Source organism: Enterobacter sp. UPMP2061 (assembly GCF_053709615.1).
Window position 1 is genome coordinate 792,988 of record NZ_JBSKJP010000001.1, and the last position, 13,453, is coordinate 806,440.

The following is a 13,453-nucleotide window of genomic DNA, read 5'->3' on the forward strand; positions in this document are numbered from 1 at the left end:
CGCCTCACTTTGCAATGTGCGCAACGGTGGCAATTTCAACCAGCGCTTCGGGCTTTACCAGCCCGCACTGGATGCAAAACCGCGCCGGTTTATCGCCGGGGAAAAACTCCGCGTAGATTTCGTTAATCGCGGCGTAGTTTTTCCAGTCGGTGATAAAGATGCTGTTGAAGGTCACGTCCTCCATCGTCCCACCCGCCGTTTCGATCACGGTTTTGATCGTCTCCAGCACGTGGCGGGTTTGCGCCTTTGGGTCATCGATAAACACCACGTTGTTATCTTTATCAAACGGCAGCGTGCCCGAGACATACACCACGCCGTCAGCGAGGGTGCCGGGGACAAACGGGGCAATCGGGGTGCTGGTGCCCGGCGGAATAATCACGGATTTCGGCATAGCGGTTCTCCTCAGGCGATGCGAGCGAGCGGGGGATCCAGCGCGTCGCAGAAATCATTGACGTTACTGACCCAGCCAAAAAAGGTTTCGATATTGAACAGGGCGGCTTTCTGGGCAAAATCCGGCCCGGCCTGATGGGTGGCATCCTCCAGCACCACCCCAAAATACTCGAGGAAAAAGCCGTCGCGCAGGGTCGACTCCACGCACACGTTGGTGGCAATGCCCGTAAAGACCAGATGACGAATGCCCCGGCTGCGCAGCAGGCTGTCGAGCGGGGTATTGAAAAAGCCGCTGTAGCGCGGTTTCGGCAGCACGATATCGCCGGGTTCCGGTACCAGCTCATCCACCAGCTGATAATCCCAGCCGCCTTTCGCCAGCAGCGTGCCCTGGAGTTCGGGCCGTTGGCGCATGGTTTTCAGGGCGTTGGATTTGTGAAAGTTGGGTGAGCCGGGACCGCCAGCCTCGACGTACTGCTCGTCCCAGCCGTTCTGGAACCAGACGATCAGCATGCCCGCAGCACGCGCGGCGCTCACGGCGGTTTTGATGTTCTCAATCACCGGCTGCGTGGTGGAGACGTCAAACCCGGCCAGATCCAGATACCCGCCTTTACTGGCATAGGCGTTTTGCATATCCACCACGATCAGCGCGCTGCGCTGCGCGTCAAAGGTAATGGCTTCCGGGCGAGCGTTGAGGGTCGTCATTACGCCACCTCCTTCGTCACGGCAGGGATGTGGGCGCGGCACTGCATCAGCGGCTGAATGCGCTCGCCGAAAGTTTCCACGCCGGTGAGAAAATCATCGAAGGTCAGCAGCACGCCTTCGGCGCCGGGCACGGTAGCCACTTCGTCGAGCATTCTGGCGACGCTGGCATACGAGCCAACCAGGGTGCCCATGTTGATATTGACGGCAGACGTCGGGTCGGCCATCTGGCGAACGTTGGTGTCCGCGCCGGAGCGGGTATCCTTCTGGCTCTGCTCGGTAAGCCAGCTCAGCGCTTCGTCATCCGCGCCGTCCTTGTATCGTTCCCATTTGGCGCGCGCGGCGTCGTCGGTTTCGTCGGCAATCACCATAAACAGCACGTAGGAGCCCACGTCGCGCCCGGTTTTGTCGGCGGCCGCTTTCATGCGTGCCGCGGTGGGCGCGAAGGCGGCCGGGGTGTTAACGCCTTTGCCGAAGCAGAAGTTGAAGTCGGCGTATTTCGCCGAGAATTCCATTCCCGCGTCGCTCTGCCCGGCGCAAATCACCTTCATCGGCACCGACGGCTGCGGACTGACGCGGCAGTCGTTCATGGTAAAGAAGTCGCCTTTGAAATCGCTTTTGCCGGTGCCCCATAGATCGCGCAGCACCTGCACATATTCAGTCAGGTAGTCGTAGCGACGGGAGAAGTAATCGTCCCCCGGCCAGATCCCCATCTGCTCGTACTCCGGCTTTTGCCAGCCGGTGACCAGGTTAACGCCAAAGCGCCCGCCGGAGATGGAGTCGATGGTGGAGGCCATCCGCGCCACGATTGCCGGGGGAAGGGTAAGGGTGGCGGCAGTGGCGTAAATCTGGATGCGCGAGGTTACCGCCGCCAGACCCGCCATCAGGGTGAAGGACTCCAGGTTGTGGTCCCAGAATTCGGTCTTACCGCCGAAACCGCGCAGCTTGATCATCGAGAGCGCAAAGTCGAAGTGGTAGTGCTCCGCTTTCTGCACGATGGCTTTATTCAGCTCAAAGGTCGGCATGTATTGCGGGGCAGTGGTCGAGATAAGCCAGCCGTTGTTGCCGATCGGTACAAATACGCCAATTTTCATCACGAACCTCTCTTCATTACGTCGCAGGTGTCACGATGTTTTTGCAAAGGCAGTGCCAGTTTTGAAAATCACTTTGTTATTAATGTGTTAAATGATGGTTGCTAAAATTAACAGCGAAAATGTGGACTGGATGGTCAAAATCATTGCACAGAAAACAGGCACTCATGCGCGCTGAGGGTGCAGAAGGTCGTGGCGAGACGGGGGTTTTGCTATGCTGAGCGCAGGACAGAAAATGGAGAGCGAAAATGACACAAGGCGCAGTGAAAACACCCGGTAAACGTTCGCAGGCGGTGAGCGCCAAGAAACAGGCGATCCTCAGCGCTGCGCTGGAGACATTTTCGCAGTTTGGTATTCACGGTACGCGCCTTGAGCAGGTGGCGGAGCAGGCCGGGGTGTCCAAAACCAATCTGCTCTACTACTACCCTTCGAAAGAGGCGCTGTATGTGGCGGTGATGCAGCAGATCCTGGATATCTGGCTCGCACCACTTAAAGCATTTCGCGAAGAGCTGGCCCCGCTGGTGGCGATAGAGGAGTACATACGCCTGAAGCTGGAGGTATCGCGTGATTACCCGCAGGCATCAAGGCTGTTCTGCCTGGAGATGTTGCAGGGCGCGCCGCTGTTGCAGGCGGAGCTGACGGGAGATCTAAAGCAGCTGGTGGACGATAAATCGGCCATTATTGCCGGATGGGTCGCCAGCGGAAAACTGGCGCCCGTCGATCCGCATCATCTGATCTTCATGATTTGGGCCTCAACCCAGCACTACGCTGACTTCGCGGCCCAGGTCGAGGCGGTGACAGGTAAAACGCTCCAGGACGAGGCGTTTTTCCAGAGCACCCTGGAAAACGTACAGCGGATGATTATCGAAGGGATCCGCGTGCGCTAGTTTCCCGGCGGAAGAGGACAGCTTAAGTCGCCCTCTTCACACTGCATCAGCGTGGCCAGAAACGCTTCGCGCTCCGCGGTTTTCTCCGCCAGACACTGGTTAACAATCATTGGCTGAACGCTCCCGCCTTCCGTACCCGAACCGATAAACGCACAGTCCGCGTCGCGCAGGCTAATCCACGCCTGCTGCGCCTTTTTCAGTAGATCGCGCTGAGGCGCTGCCGCACGTTTGATGGCGGCCTGATACGTCTCGTTGAGCTTTTTATCGGCGGCCTGGTACTGCTGCGCGCTACAGGTGTTCAGTTCAAGCTGGGTGGTCGCGTTATCGCACTCGTCGGCCAGCGCGCTGGCGCTCATGAGCAGGGCTGCACCTGCGAGAAATACTCTTTTCATCATCCCCTCCATGTAAAAAGCCGGATACGCTGTGCTTATCCGGCCTGGGCTGTTTTGTAGCCCCGGTAAGCGTAGCGTCACCGGGGAGAGTTTACACGATTAACCGATTGTCATCAGGCTGGCGTTACCGCCCGCCGCCGCGGTGTTAACGCTGAGCGAACGCTCAACGTACAGGCGCTCCAGCAGCAGGTTGGTCTCCCCGCGGGCGAAGCCCTGCACCGAGACAATCGCACCGCTGCGGGCCGCAACCTGCTCGCACAGTTCGCGCAGCTGGTCGGAATCACCGTGGTAGATCACCGCGTCAAATGGCTGGGTCAGCAGGGCATCGGCCTTCGCAAAGCGAATGCGGGCCGAGACCGCTTTTGGCAACTGTTTGGCGAGGTCGCGATGCAGGGCATCTTCCGGCCACAGCACCTCACAGCCCGTTGCTGTTGCGGCTGCCAGCTGCACCAGCGCATCCTCCTCGTTATCCGCCACGCACAGCACACGCTCGCGCGGCATCAGCGTCCAGGTGTTGCGCTCACCGGTTGGACCCGGCAGCAGACGCTGTGTTCCCGCCTGCGCCAGCTCGCCGTACTGCTGTGCAATCGCATGCAGCTCGGGACGATTTTCAGCCCACTTAATCAGCGCGTCCAGCGGCTGGGTCAGCACGGCTTTCACCTGCGCATCCACCGGATATTCCGCGTCCTGACGCGCCAGCGTCACGCCCAGCGCATTTTCCGGACGGTTTGCCAGCAGGCGGTACAGATAGAGTGGACCGCCCGCTTTCGGGCCGGTGCCGGAGAGACCTTCACCGCCGAACGGCTGCACGCCCACGACCGCGCCAACCATGTTGCGGTTGACGTACAGGTTGCCGACTTTAGCATTGCCGGTCACCTGGGCAATGGTTTCGTCGATACGGGTATGCACGCCAAGCGTCAGGCCGTAACCCGAGGCGTTGATCTGATCGATCAGCTCGTTGAGGTTGTTACGGTTGTAGCGCACCACGTGCAGTACCGGACCGAAGACCTCTTTTTTCAGCTCGTCGAAGCTTGCCAGCTCAATCAGCGTTGGCGGCACGAAGGTGCCGGTCTGCCACTCGCGGGCATCTTCGCTGTTCTCGCGCACCGCCTGGAACACCGGACGGCCTTTGGCACGCATGGTCTGAATGTGGTTTTCAATGTTGGCTTTGGCTTCCGCGTCGATCACCGGCCCGATGTCGGTGGTGAGACGGCCCGGGTTGCCCATGCGGCATTCCGCCATCGCACCGCGCAGCATCTTCAGCGTGTGGTCAGCCACGTCATCCTGTAAGCACAGTACGCGCAGGGCGGAACAGCGTTGGCCCGCGCTGTCGAAGGCAGAGGCCAGCACGTCAACGACGACCTGCTCGGTGAGCGCGGAGGAGTCCACGATCATGGCGTTCATGCCGCCGGTTTCAGCGATCAGCGGGGTAGGACGGCCCTGCGCATCCAGACGGGTGGCGATGTTGCGTTGTAGCAGGGAGGCCACTTCGGTAGAACCGGTAAACATCACGCCGCGTACGCGGTTATCGGAGGTCAGTTTGGCCCCGACCGTTTCACCGCGCCCTGGCAGCAGCTGCACCACGCCCGCCGGTACGCCCGCTTCCAGCAGAATGCTAATGCCCTGGGCGGCAATCAGCGGGGTCTGCTCTGCCGGTTTCGCCAGCACGCTGTTGCCTGCGGCCAGCGCCGCGGCAATCTGGCCGGTGAAGATCGCCAGCGGGAAGTTCCACGGGCTGATACACACCACCGGGCCGAGCGGACGGTGGGTTTCGTTGTCGAAATCATCGCGCACCTGACTGGCGTAGTAGTGCAGGAAGTCGACCGCCTCGCGCACTTCGGCGATGGCGTTGCTGAAGGTTTTACCCGCTTCACGCACCAGAATGCCGATAAGCTGCTGCATCTGATCTTCCATCAGCACCGCCGCGCGTTCCAGAATGGCGGCACGCTCCTGCGGCGGGGTGGCAAACCAGATTGGCGCGTTGTTCACCGCGCTCTCCAGGGCCTGCTCCACTTCCGCTTCCGTGGCTTCGCGCACGTAGCCGACGATATCCTTCGGCTCTGCCGGGTTGATCACCGGCTGCATTTCACCGTCCTCAACGGACTGCTCAAGGATCGGCCTGGCCTGCCACTTCTGCAATGCGCTGTTTAGCAGGGCAGAAGAGAGCGACGCCAGACGGTGTTCGTTGGCGAGATCCAGACCCGCCGAGTTGACGCGACCTGCACCATACAGCTCGCGCGGCAGGGCAATCTTCGGATGCGGCAGACCAATCTGGCCCTCCTGCGCCGCCATCTTCTCAACGGCCTGTACCGGATCGGCCACCAGTTCGTCCAGCGGCAGGGTGGTATCGGCGATGCGGTTAACGAAGGAGGTGTTCGCCCCGTTCTCCAGCAGACGACGCACCAGGTAGGCCAGCAGGGTTTCGTGGGTACCTACCGGGGCATAGATTCGGCACGGACGGTTCAGCTTGCCGTCGGCCACTTTACCGGTCACTTGCTCGTACAGCGGTTCACCCATGCCGTGCAGGCACTGGAACTCGTACTGGCCCGGATAGTAGTTCTGACCCGCGAGGCTGTAGATCGCCGCCAGGGTGTGGGCGTTGTGGGTGGCGAACTGAGGATAAATCAGGTTCGGCACGCCGAGCAGTTTTTTCGCGCAGGCGAGGTAAGAGACGTCGGTATAGACCTTGCGGGTATAGACCGGATAACCTTCCAGACCTTCCATCTGGGCGCGTTTGATTTCGCTGTCCCAGTAGGCGCCCTTCACCAGACGGATCATCAGGCGGCGACGGCTGCGGCTGGCCAGGTCAATCAGGTAGTCAATGACGAACGGACAGCGTTTCTGGTAGGCCTGGATAACGAAACCAATCCCGTTCCAGCCCGCCAGCTCCGGCTCGAAGCACAGTTTTTCCAGCAGGTCGAGGGAGATCTCCAGACGGTCCGCCTCTTCGGCGTCGATGTTGATGCCGATGTCATACTGGCGCGCCAGCAGGGTCAGGGACTTCAGGCGCGGGTAGAGTTCTTCCATCACCCGGTCGTACTGCGCACGGCTGTAGCGCGGGTGCAGGGCGGAAAGCTTGATAGAGATGCCCGGACCTTCATAAATACCGCGACCGTTGGACGCTTTACCGATGGCGTGGATCGCCTGCTGGTAAGAGACCATGTAGGCCTGCGCGTCGGCGGCGGTCAGCGCCGCTTCACCCAGCATGTCGTAGGAGTAGCGGAAGCCTTTGTCTTCCAGCTTGCGGGCGTTCGCCAGCGCTTCGGCAATGGTTTCCCCGGTGACGAACTGCTCACCCATCAGGCGCATCGCCATGTCCACGCCCTTGCGGATCAGCGGCTCGCCGCTCTTGCCGATGATGCGGTTCAGAGAGCGCGACAGGTTGGCTTCGTTATGGGTGGAGACCAGCTTGCCGGTAAACAGCAGGCCCCAGGTGGCGGCGTTAACGAACAGGGACGGACTGCGGCCAATGTGGGAGTGCCAGTTGCCGTTGCTGATTTTGTCGCGGATCAGGGCATCGCGGGTGGCTTTATCCGGAATACGCAGCAGCGCTTCCGCCAGACACATCAGCGCCACGCCTTCCTGCGAGGAGAGGGAGAACTCCTGCAACAGACCCTGCACCATACCGGCGCGTCCGCTGGCGGTTTTCTGGTTACGCAGCTTGTCGGCGAGCTGATACGCGAGGCTGTGCGCCTGAGCGGCAACGGCTTCCGGCAGGCGCGCCTGCTCCAGGAGCATCGGCACGGCGTCGGTTTCGGCACGGCGGTAGGCGCCGGTAATGGCGGCGCGGCTGACGGACTGCGGCAGGATCTGCTCGGCAAATTCCAGGAACGGCTGGTGGTTCTCTTCAACGGCCGTCGCGGCCTCTTCGCTTTCGTTCGCTGCACCCGCCAGCAGGGCAGGCAGCTCCGGCAGACCTTCTTCACTCTCCAGTCTTTCCAGATAGTTAAAAATCGCCTGCTTGATTAACCAGTGCGGTGTGCGGTCGATGCGGGTCGCAGCGGTTTTAATCCGTTCGCGGGTAGCGTCATCCAGCTTAACCCCCATGGTGGTCATCCCCATGCCAAAACTCCTGTTGTTCTGTAATAGCGTTCTGTTGATAGCGTGAAATATCCACCATGTTGCAACTTTGTGCAACCGTGTTAAATGTGACCTGGTCTGCAAGCTGGAAAATGAATGGATTGTTAACGATTGGTTAGCTGTGAAAAAGAACGTGCGGCGGTTTCTGAGCCCAGTTTTTATGCGGTGCTTAACACTTTTTAAAGGTGCAACCCGTAAAAGCGTGAGCGAGTGCAACCTATAGGAAAGACGTATAAAACCAGGGATGAAATTCATGTAAATGCAGTGTTAAATCGTTTGTCAGTGGGATGCGTATACGGCAGGATAGCGCGCCCAACGGAAACACATACACATCACTACGTTCCGGTGATGACATAACAAGGCAACCCGGACGGTTGTCGCTCGACATTTTGGAGAATTTGAATGGCTATTAGCACACCGATGCTGGTGACATTTCTCGTTTATATTTTTGGCATGATCCTGATAGGGTTTTTGGCATGGCGTTCAACGAAAAACTTTGACGATTACATCCTCGGCGGGCGCAGCTTAGGCCCGATGGTCACCGCACTCTCTGCGGGCGCTTCCGACATGAGCGGCTGGCTGCTGATGGGGCTGCCGGGCGCGATTTTCATCTCCGGTATCTCCGAAAGCTGGATCGCCATCGGTCTGACCGTCGGCGCGTGGATCAACTGGAAGCTGGTGGCAGGCCGTCTGCGCGTGCACACCGAAGCCAACAACAACGCCCTGACGCTGCCGGACTACTTCACCGGACGCTTTGAAGATAACAGCCGTATCCTGCGCATTATCTCCGCGGTGGTGATCCTGCTGTTCTTCACCATCTACTGTGCCTCCGGCATCGTGGCGGGCGCGCGCCTGTTCGAAAGCACCTTCGGCATGAGCTATGAAACCGCCCTGTGGGCCGGTGCGGCCGCGACCATCCTCTATACCTTCGTGGGCGGATTCCTGGCGGTAAGCTGGACCGATACCGTGCAGGCGAGCCTGATGATCTTCGCCCTGATCCTGACGCCGGTGATTGTCATTTTCACCGTCGGCGGCTTTGGCGAATCGCTGGAAGTGATCAAGCAGAAGAGCATCGAAAACGTCGATATGCTGAAAGGGCTGAACTTCGTCGCCATCGTCTCTCTGATGGGCTGGGGCCTGGGCTACTTCGGCCAGCCGCACATTCTGGCGCGCTTCATGGCGGCGGATTCCCACCACACCATCGTTCACGCGCGTCGCATCAGCATGACGTGGATGATCCTGTGTCTGGCGGGGGCGTGTGCGGTCGGCTTCTTCGGTATCGCGTACTTCAACAACAACCCGGCGCAGGCGGGCGCGGTGAACCAGAACGCCGAGCGCGTGTTCATCGAGCTGGCGCAGATCCTGTTCAACCCGTGGATTGCCGGTATTCTGCTCTCCGCGATCCTCGCGGCGGTGATGTCCACCCTGAGCTGTCAGCTGCTGGTGTGCTCCAGCGCCATCACCGAAGACCTCTACAAAGCGTTCCTGCGTAAGGGCGCGAGCCAGAAAGAGCTGGTGTGGGTAGGGCGCTTTATGGTGCTGGTGGTTGCGCTGGTGGCGATTGCGCTGGCGGCAAACCCGGAAAACCGCGTCCTGGGGCTGGTGAGCTACGCCTGGGCGGGCTTCGGTGCGGCATTTGGTCCGGTGGTGCTGTTCTCTGTACTGTGGTCACGCATGACCCGCAACGGCGCGCTGGCGGGGATGATTATCGGTGCGGTAACCGTTATCGTCTGGAAACAGTTCGCGTGGCTGGGCCTGTACGAAATCATTCCGGGCTTCATCTTCGGCAGCCTCGGTATCGTGGTGTTTAGCCTGCTGGGCAAAGCGCCGTCTGCGTCTATGCAGAAACGCTTTGCGGAGGCGGACGCGCACTATCACTCAGCGCCGCCGTCTAAGCTCCAGGCTGAGTAATTTTCCCCTCACCCTAACCCTCTCCCCGGTGGGGAGAGGGGATAGTCCTTTCACCTATGTGAGTCTTCATCAATGAGAATTAAAACAGGGTTAATGGTGGCAGCATTCGTGATGCTGTCGGGCTGTAGCGCACCCGCACAGCACGCGGCGGTGGAAACCTGCAAAGCAGAAAATCAGATGCAGCAGACCACGCTTTATTTCGGCTTAAACCGTCCTGCCGGGGCGCAAATCACAGGCAACGAATGGCAGCAGTTTGTCGACCAGGACGTGACGCCACGCTTTCGCGATGGTTTAACGGTATTTGATGCGCGCGGTCAGTGGCTGGGGAATGATGGAAAAGTGGCGCGCGAGCCGAGCAAGGCATTGATGCTGATCCACGCTAAAGACGCGCAGAGTGAGAAGAATATCGAAGCGTTGCGCGGGATCTATAAGTCACGCTTCGCGCAGGAGTCGGTGATGCGGGTGGACCAGCCGGTGTGCGTGCAGTTTTAATGAAAAACGGCGGGAAACCCGCCGTTGTTGTATCGTAGGCCCGTGCAAGCGAAGCGCCGCCGGGCACAAAACTTACAGCACCAACCCCGCAAAGCTCGCCGACAGCAGGCTTACCAGCGTTGCCCCGTATACAAGGCGTAAACCAAACCGCGACACCACGTTACCCTGTTGCTCATTCAGACCTTTTATTGCCCCCGCCACAATGCCAATGGAAGCGAAGTTAGCGAACGATACCAGGAACACGGATAAAATCCCCAGCCCGCGCGGTGACATTTGATGGGCTATTTTTTGCAGCTCGATCATCGCCACAAATTCATTCGCCACCAGTTTAGTTGCCATAATGCTCCCCGCGCTTAAGGCATCGCTCAGCGGAATACCAATAAGCCACGCCAGCGGATAAAACACATAACCCAGAATCTGCTGGAAGCTCATGCCAAATATGCCGGAGAAGAGGGCGTTAATGGCGCTAATAAGGGCGATAAAGCCAATCAGCATCGCCAGAATAATCATCGCCACCTTAAAACCGGCCAGAATATACTCGCCCAGCATTTCAAAGAAGCTCTGGGATTCGTGCAGTTTTTCCAGCCTGATATCCGGCTCCGCTTCCGGGCGGGCCGGGTTAATGACCGAAAGAATAATAAAGGTGCTGAACATGTTCAGGATCAGCGCCGCGACGACAAACCTGGCGTCGAGCATAGTCATATAGGCCCCGACAATCGACAGCGAAACCGTCGACATGGCCGTGGCAGCCATCGTAAACAGACGACGCGAGGAGAGATCGCCCAGCACGCCTTTGTAGGCAATGAAGTTTTCCGACTGACCGAGGATCAGCGAACTCACCGCGTTAAAGGATTCCAGCTTGCCCATGCCGTTCAGTTTTGACAGCAGCGTCCCGATCACCCGAATAAAGATCGGCAGAATACGCCAGTGCTGAAGAATACCAATCAGCGCCGAGATAAAAATAATGGGGCAGAGCACGCCAAGGAAAATGAACGCCAGCCCTTTTTCACCCATCCCGCCAAAGACAAAATTCGTCCCTTCGGCAGCGAATTTAAGCAGCGACTCAAAGAAACCGGAAACGTATTTAATAATAAACAGGCCGCTTTCTGCGTGGAGGAAAAAGAACGCCAGCGCGATTTCGATCACGATCAGCTGTAAAACGAAACGAATACGAATTTTTCGGCGGTCGAAACTCACCAGCCAGGCGAGCGCAAGAATAATCACCAGCGCCAGCAGGAAATGGACAATTTTAAACATGGCTTATTTTCAGTTGGTTTTCGAGGCGGACATTTAGCCACAGCCCCGGTTAACCGTAAATGGGCATTTTCGTTATACCTTATAAACGTAACGGTTACTCAGGCAATTATTACTCCGCAATGCGTTTACATCTGGTCATCAAAACGCAACACATTTCGCTTGTTTTTCTTGTTGCCGTAATGATAATCACTATCACAAGAATTTACTTTTCTTTGCATCAGTTGACCGCGATAAACATTTAAGGTGTCGGCATGTTTGTTCCTTTTCTCATTATGTTACGTGAAGGCCTTGAAGCGGCCCTGATTGTTAGCCTTATCGCCAGTTATCTGAAGCGTACCCAGCGCGGACGCTGGATTGGCGTCATGTGGGTTGGGGTTTTCTTTGCTGCGGCGCTCTGCCTGGGCCTCGGTATCCTCATCAACGAAACCACCGGGGAGTTCCCGCAGAAAGAGCAGGAGCTGTTTGAAGGGATCGTCGCCGTGATTGCGGTGGTGATCCTCACCTGGATGGTGTTCTGGATGCGCAAGGTCTCCCGTAACGTGAGGGTACAGCTTGAGCAGGCGGTGGATAACGCCCTGCAAAAAGGCAACCACCACGGCTGGGCGCTGATCATGATGGTCTTTTTCGCCGTGGCGCGTGAAGGCCTGGAGTCTGTGTTCTTCCTGCTCGCGGCTTTTCAGCAGGACGTGGGCATCTGGCCGCCGCTGGGCGCGGTGCTCGGGCTGGCCACGGCGGTTGTGCTTGGCTTCCTGCTCTACTGGGGCGGCATTCGTCTTAACCTGGGCGCGTTCTTCAAGTGGACCAGCCTGTTTATTCTGCTGGTGGCCGCAGGGCTGGCGGCAGGGGCGATCCGCGCCTTCCACGAAGCGGGTCTGTGGAACCACTTCCAGGACGTGGCGTTCGATCTCAGCAACGTCCTGTCGACCCATTCACTGACCGGTACCCTGCTCGAAGGGATCTTCGGCTACCAGGAAACGCCGAGCGTCAGCGAAGTGGCGATGTACTTTATCTATCTGGTTCCGGCGCTGATCCTGTTCGCTATGCCGCCGCGTACCGGCTCGCAGACGTCGCGGGTAGCGCCGTAAGTGCTGTTTTAGTTACAACATACTTTTAAAGGGAAGAGTCATGGCCATTCAGTTCCGTCGTAGTGCGTTATGCGCAGGCATTGCCGCGCTGTTCGTGTCTGCCTTCACCGCTCAGGCGGCAGATATTCCGCAGGTAAAAGTCACCGTCAACGATAAACAGTGCGAGCCGATGACCATCACGGTTAACAGCGGTAAAACGCATTTTATTATTCAGAACCACAGCCAGAAGGCGCTGGAGTGGGAAATCCTGAAAGGCGTGATGGTGGTGGAAGAGCGCGAGAATATCGCGCCGGGCTTCAGCCAGAAGATGACCGCAAATCTTCAGCCCGGGGAATATGACATGACCTGCGGCCTGCTGACTAACCCGAAAGGTAAGCTGATCGTCAAAGGCGCAGCGACGGCGGACGCGGCCAAAGGCACGGCGCTGCTGAGCCTCGGCGACGCCATTACCGCCTATAAAGCCTACGTCACCAAAGAGACAGCGGACCTGGTGGCAGGCACCAAAGCCTTTACCGACGCGGTGAAAGCGGGCGACATCGAAAAAGCGAAATCCCTGTATGCGCCTACCCGTCAGCACTACGAGCGCATCGAGCCGATTGCCGAACTGTTCTCTGACCTTGATGGCAGCATTGACGCCCGCGAAGACGACTACGAGCAGAAGGCCGCCGATCCAAAATTCACTGGTTTCCACCGTCTGGAAAAAGCCCTGTTTGGCGATAACTCCACCAGTGGGATGGAGAAATACGCCGATCAGCTCAACAGCGACGTGCTGGAGCTGCAAAAACGCATCAGCGAGCTGGCCTTCCCGCCGTCGAAAGTGGTGGGTGGCGCAGCGGGCCTGATTGAAGAAGTGGCCGCCAGCAAAATCAGCGGTGAAGAAGATCGTTACAGCCACACCGACCTGTGGGACTTCCAGGCGAACGTCGACGGCGCACAGAAAATTGTCGAGCTGCTGCGGCCTCAGCTGCAAAAAGAGAACGGCGAGCTGCTGGCGAAAGTGGATGCCAACTTTAAGAAAGTTGACGCTATCCTGGCGAAATACCGCACCAAAGACGGGTTCGAAACCTACGACAAGCTGACCGATGCTGACCGTAACGCGCTGAAAGGCCCGATAACCACCCTGGCGGAAGATCTCTCCCTGCTGCGTGGCGTACTGGGTCTGGATTAAG

At 58.3% G+C, this 13,453-nt stretch carries 11 protein-coding genes; 5 read left to right on the plus strand and 6 right to left on the minus strand.

Features of this window, described 5'->3' with window-relative positions:
• Positions 1-4: 4 nt before the first annotated feature.
• The 3 genes from rutC to rutA are packed head-to-tail and all read right to left on the minus strand — an operon-like array spanning position 5 to position 2,183.
• Positions 5-391, minus strand: coding sequence for a pyrimidine utilization protein C (rutC, locus tag ACWKXX_RS03795; protein ID WP_015570870.1), 387 nt, complete (start codon positions 389-391; stop codon positions 5-7).
• Between the two features lie 11 nt (positions 392-402).
• Positions 403-1,092, minus strand: coding sequence for a pyrimidine utilization protein B (gene rutB / locus ACWKXX_RS03800; protein WP_032619950.1), 690 nt, complete (start codon positions 1,090-1,092; stop codon positions 403-405).
• Entirely contained in the window at positions 1,092-2,183 is a 1,092-nt protein-coding gene (rutA, locus tag ACWKXX_RS03805) for a pyrimidine utilization protein A (protein ID WP_261666315.1), read from the minus strand. The genes rutB and rutA overlap by 1 nt, the downstream gene beginning before the upstream one ends.
• A 245-nt stretch (positions 2,184-2,428) precedes the next feature.
• Between rutA and rutR the strand changes: the two genes are divergently transcribed.
• On the plus strand, positions 2,429-3,067 hold the full coding sequence (gene rutR / locus ACWKXX_RS03810) for an HTH-type transcriptional regulator RutR (protein WP_023324433.1): 639 nt from the start codon (positions 2,429-2,431) through the stop codon (positions 3,065-3,067).
• Here rutR and ACWKXX_RS03815 read toward each other — a convergent pair.
• Both ACWKXX_RS03815 and putA read right to left on the minus strand, forming a co-directional pair.
• Positions 3,064-3,459, minus strand: coding sequence for a lysozyme inhibitor LprI family protein (locus ACWKXX_RS03815; RefSeq protein WP_017384770.1), 396 nt, complete (start codon positions 3,457-3,459; stop codon positions 3,064-3,066). The two genes, rutR and ACWKXX_RS03815, sit on opposite strands and share 4 nt — an antisense overlap.
• A gap of 99 nt (positions 3,460-3,558) precedes the next feature.
• Entirely contained in the window at positions 3,559-7,521 is a 3,963-nt protein-coding gene (gene putA / locus ACWKXX_RS03820) for a trifunctional transcriptional regulator/proline dehydrogenase/L-glutamate gamma-semialdehyde dehydrogenase (protein WP_261666314.1), read from the minus strand.
• A gap of 420 nt (positions 7,522-7,941) precedes the next feature.
• Here putA and putP point away from each other — a divergent pair, with 420 nt between their 5' ends.
• Both putP and ACWKXX_RS03830 read left to right on the plus strand, forming a co-directional pair.
• On the plus strand, positions 7,942-9,450 hold the full coding sequence (putP, locus tag ACWKXX_RS03825; RefSeq protein WP_017384768.1) for a sodium/proline symporter PutP: 1,509 nt from the start codon (positions 7,942-7,944) through the stop codon (positions 9,448-9,450).
• A 72-nt stretch (positions 9,451-9,522) separates the two neighbouring features.
• Complete coding sequence (locus ACWKXX_RS03830; protein WP_017384767.1) at positions 9,523-9,942, plus strand: DUF3574 domain-containing protein; 420 nt, start codon at positions 9,523-9,525, stop codon at positions 9,940-9,942.
• Positions 9,943-10,014: 72 nt separating this feature from the next.
• Here ACWKXX_RS03830 and ACWKXX_RS03835 read toward each other — a convergent pair whose 3' ends face one another.
• A complete protein-coding gene (locus ACWKXX_RS03835) occupies positions 10,015-11,199 on the minus strand; it encodes a NupC/NupG family nucleoside CNT transporter (protein WP_017384766.1) in 1,185 nt (394 codons plus the stop codon).
• Between the two features lie 251 nt (positions 11,200-11,450).
• On the opposite strand from ACWKXX_RS03835, the gene efeU reads away from it, so the two are divergent.
• Together efeU and efeO are read left to right on the plus strand one after the other, a co-directional pair.
• Entirely contained in the window at positions 11,451-12,284 is an 834-nt protein-coding gene (gene efeU, locus ACWKXX_RS03840) for an iron uptake transporter permease EfeU (protein WP_261666313.1), read from the plus strand.
• A 40-nt stretch (positions 12,285-12,324) separates the two neighbouring features.
• Entirely contained in the window at positions 12,325-13,452 is a 1,128-nt protein-coding gene (gene efeO, locus ACWKXX_RS03845) for an iron uptake system protein EfeO (protein WP_261666312.1), read from the plus strand.
• Position 13,453 lies beyond the last annotated feature (1 nt).

Bases quoted from the DNA above. Each gene is read 5' to 3' on its own strand.
- rutC (WP_015570870.1), bottom strand. From the start codon at position 391: ATGCCGAAATCCGTGATTATTCCGCCGGGCACCAGCACCCCGATTGCC.
- rutB (WP_032619950.1), bottom strand. From the start codon at position 1,092: ATGACGACCCTCAACGCTCGCCCGGAAGCCATTACCTTTGACGCGCAG.
- rutA (WP_261666315.1), bottom strand. From the start codon at position 2,183: ATGAAAATTGGCGTATTTGTACCGATCGGCAACAACGGCTGGCTTATC.
- rutR (WP_023324433.1), top strand. From the start codon at position 2,429: ATGACACAAGGCGCAGTGAAAACACCCGGTAAACGTTCGCAGGCGGTG.
- ACWKXX_RS03815 (WP_017384770.1), bottom strand. From the start codon at position 3,459: ATGAAAAGAGTATTTCTCGCAGGTGCAGCCCTGCTCATGAGCGCCAGC.
- putA (WP_261666314.1), bottom strand. From the start codon at position 7,521: ATGGGGATGACCACCATGGGGGTTAAGCTGGATGACGCTACCCGCGAA.
- putP (WP_017384768.1), top strand. From the start codon at position 7,942: ATGGCTATTAGCACACCGATGCTGGTGACATTTCTCGTTTATATTTTT.
- ACWKXX_RS03830 (WP_017384767.1), top strand. From the start codon at position 9,523: ATGAGAATTAAAACAGGGTTAATGGTGGCAGCATTCGTGATGCTGTCG.
- ACWKXX_RS03835 (WP_017384766.1), bottom strand. From the start codon at position 11,199: ATGTTTAAAATTGTCCATTTCCTGCTGGCGCTGGTGATTATTCTTGCG.
- efeU (WP_261666313.1), top strand. From the start codon at position 11,451: ATGTTTGTTCCTTTTCTCATTATGTTACGTGAAGGCCTTGAAGCGGCC.
- efeO (WP_261666312.1), top strand. From the start codon at position 12,325: ATGGCCATTCAGTTCCGTCGTAGTGCGTTATGCGCAGGCATTGCCGCG.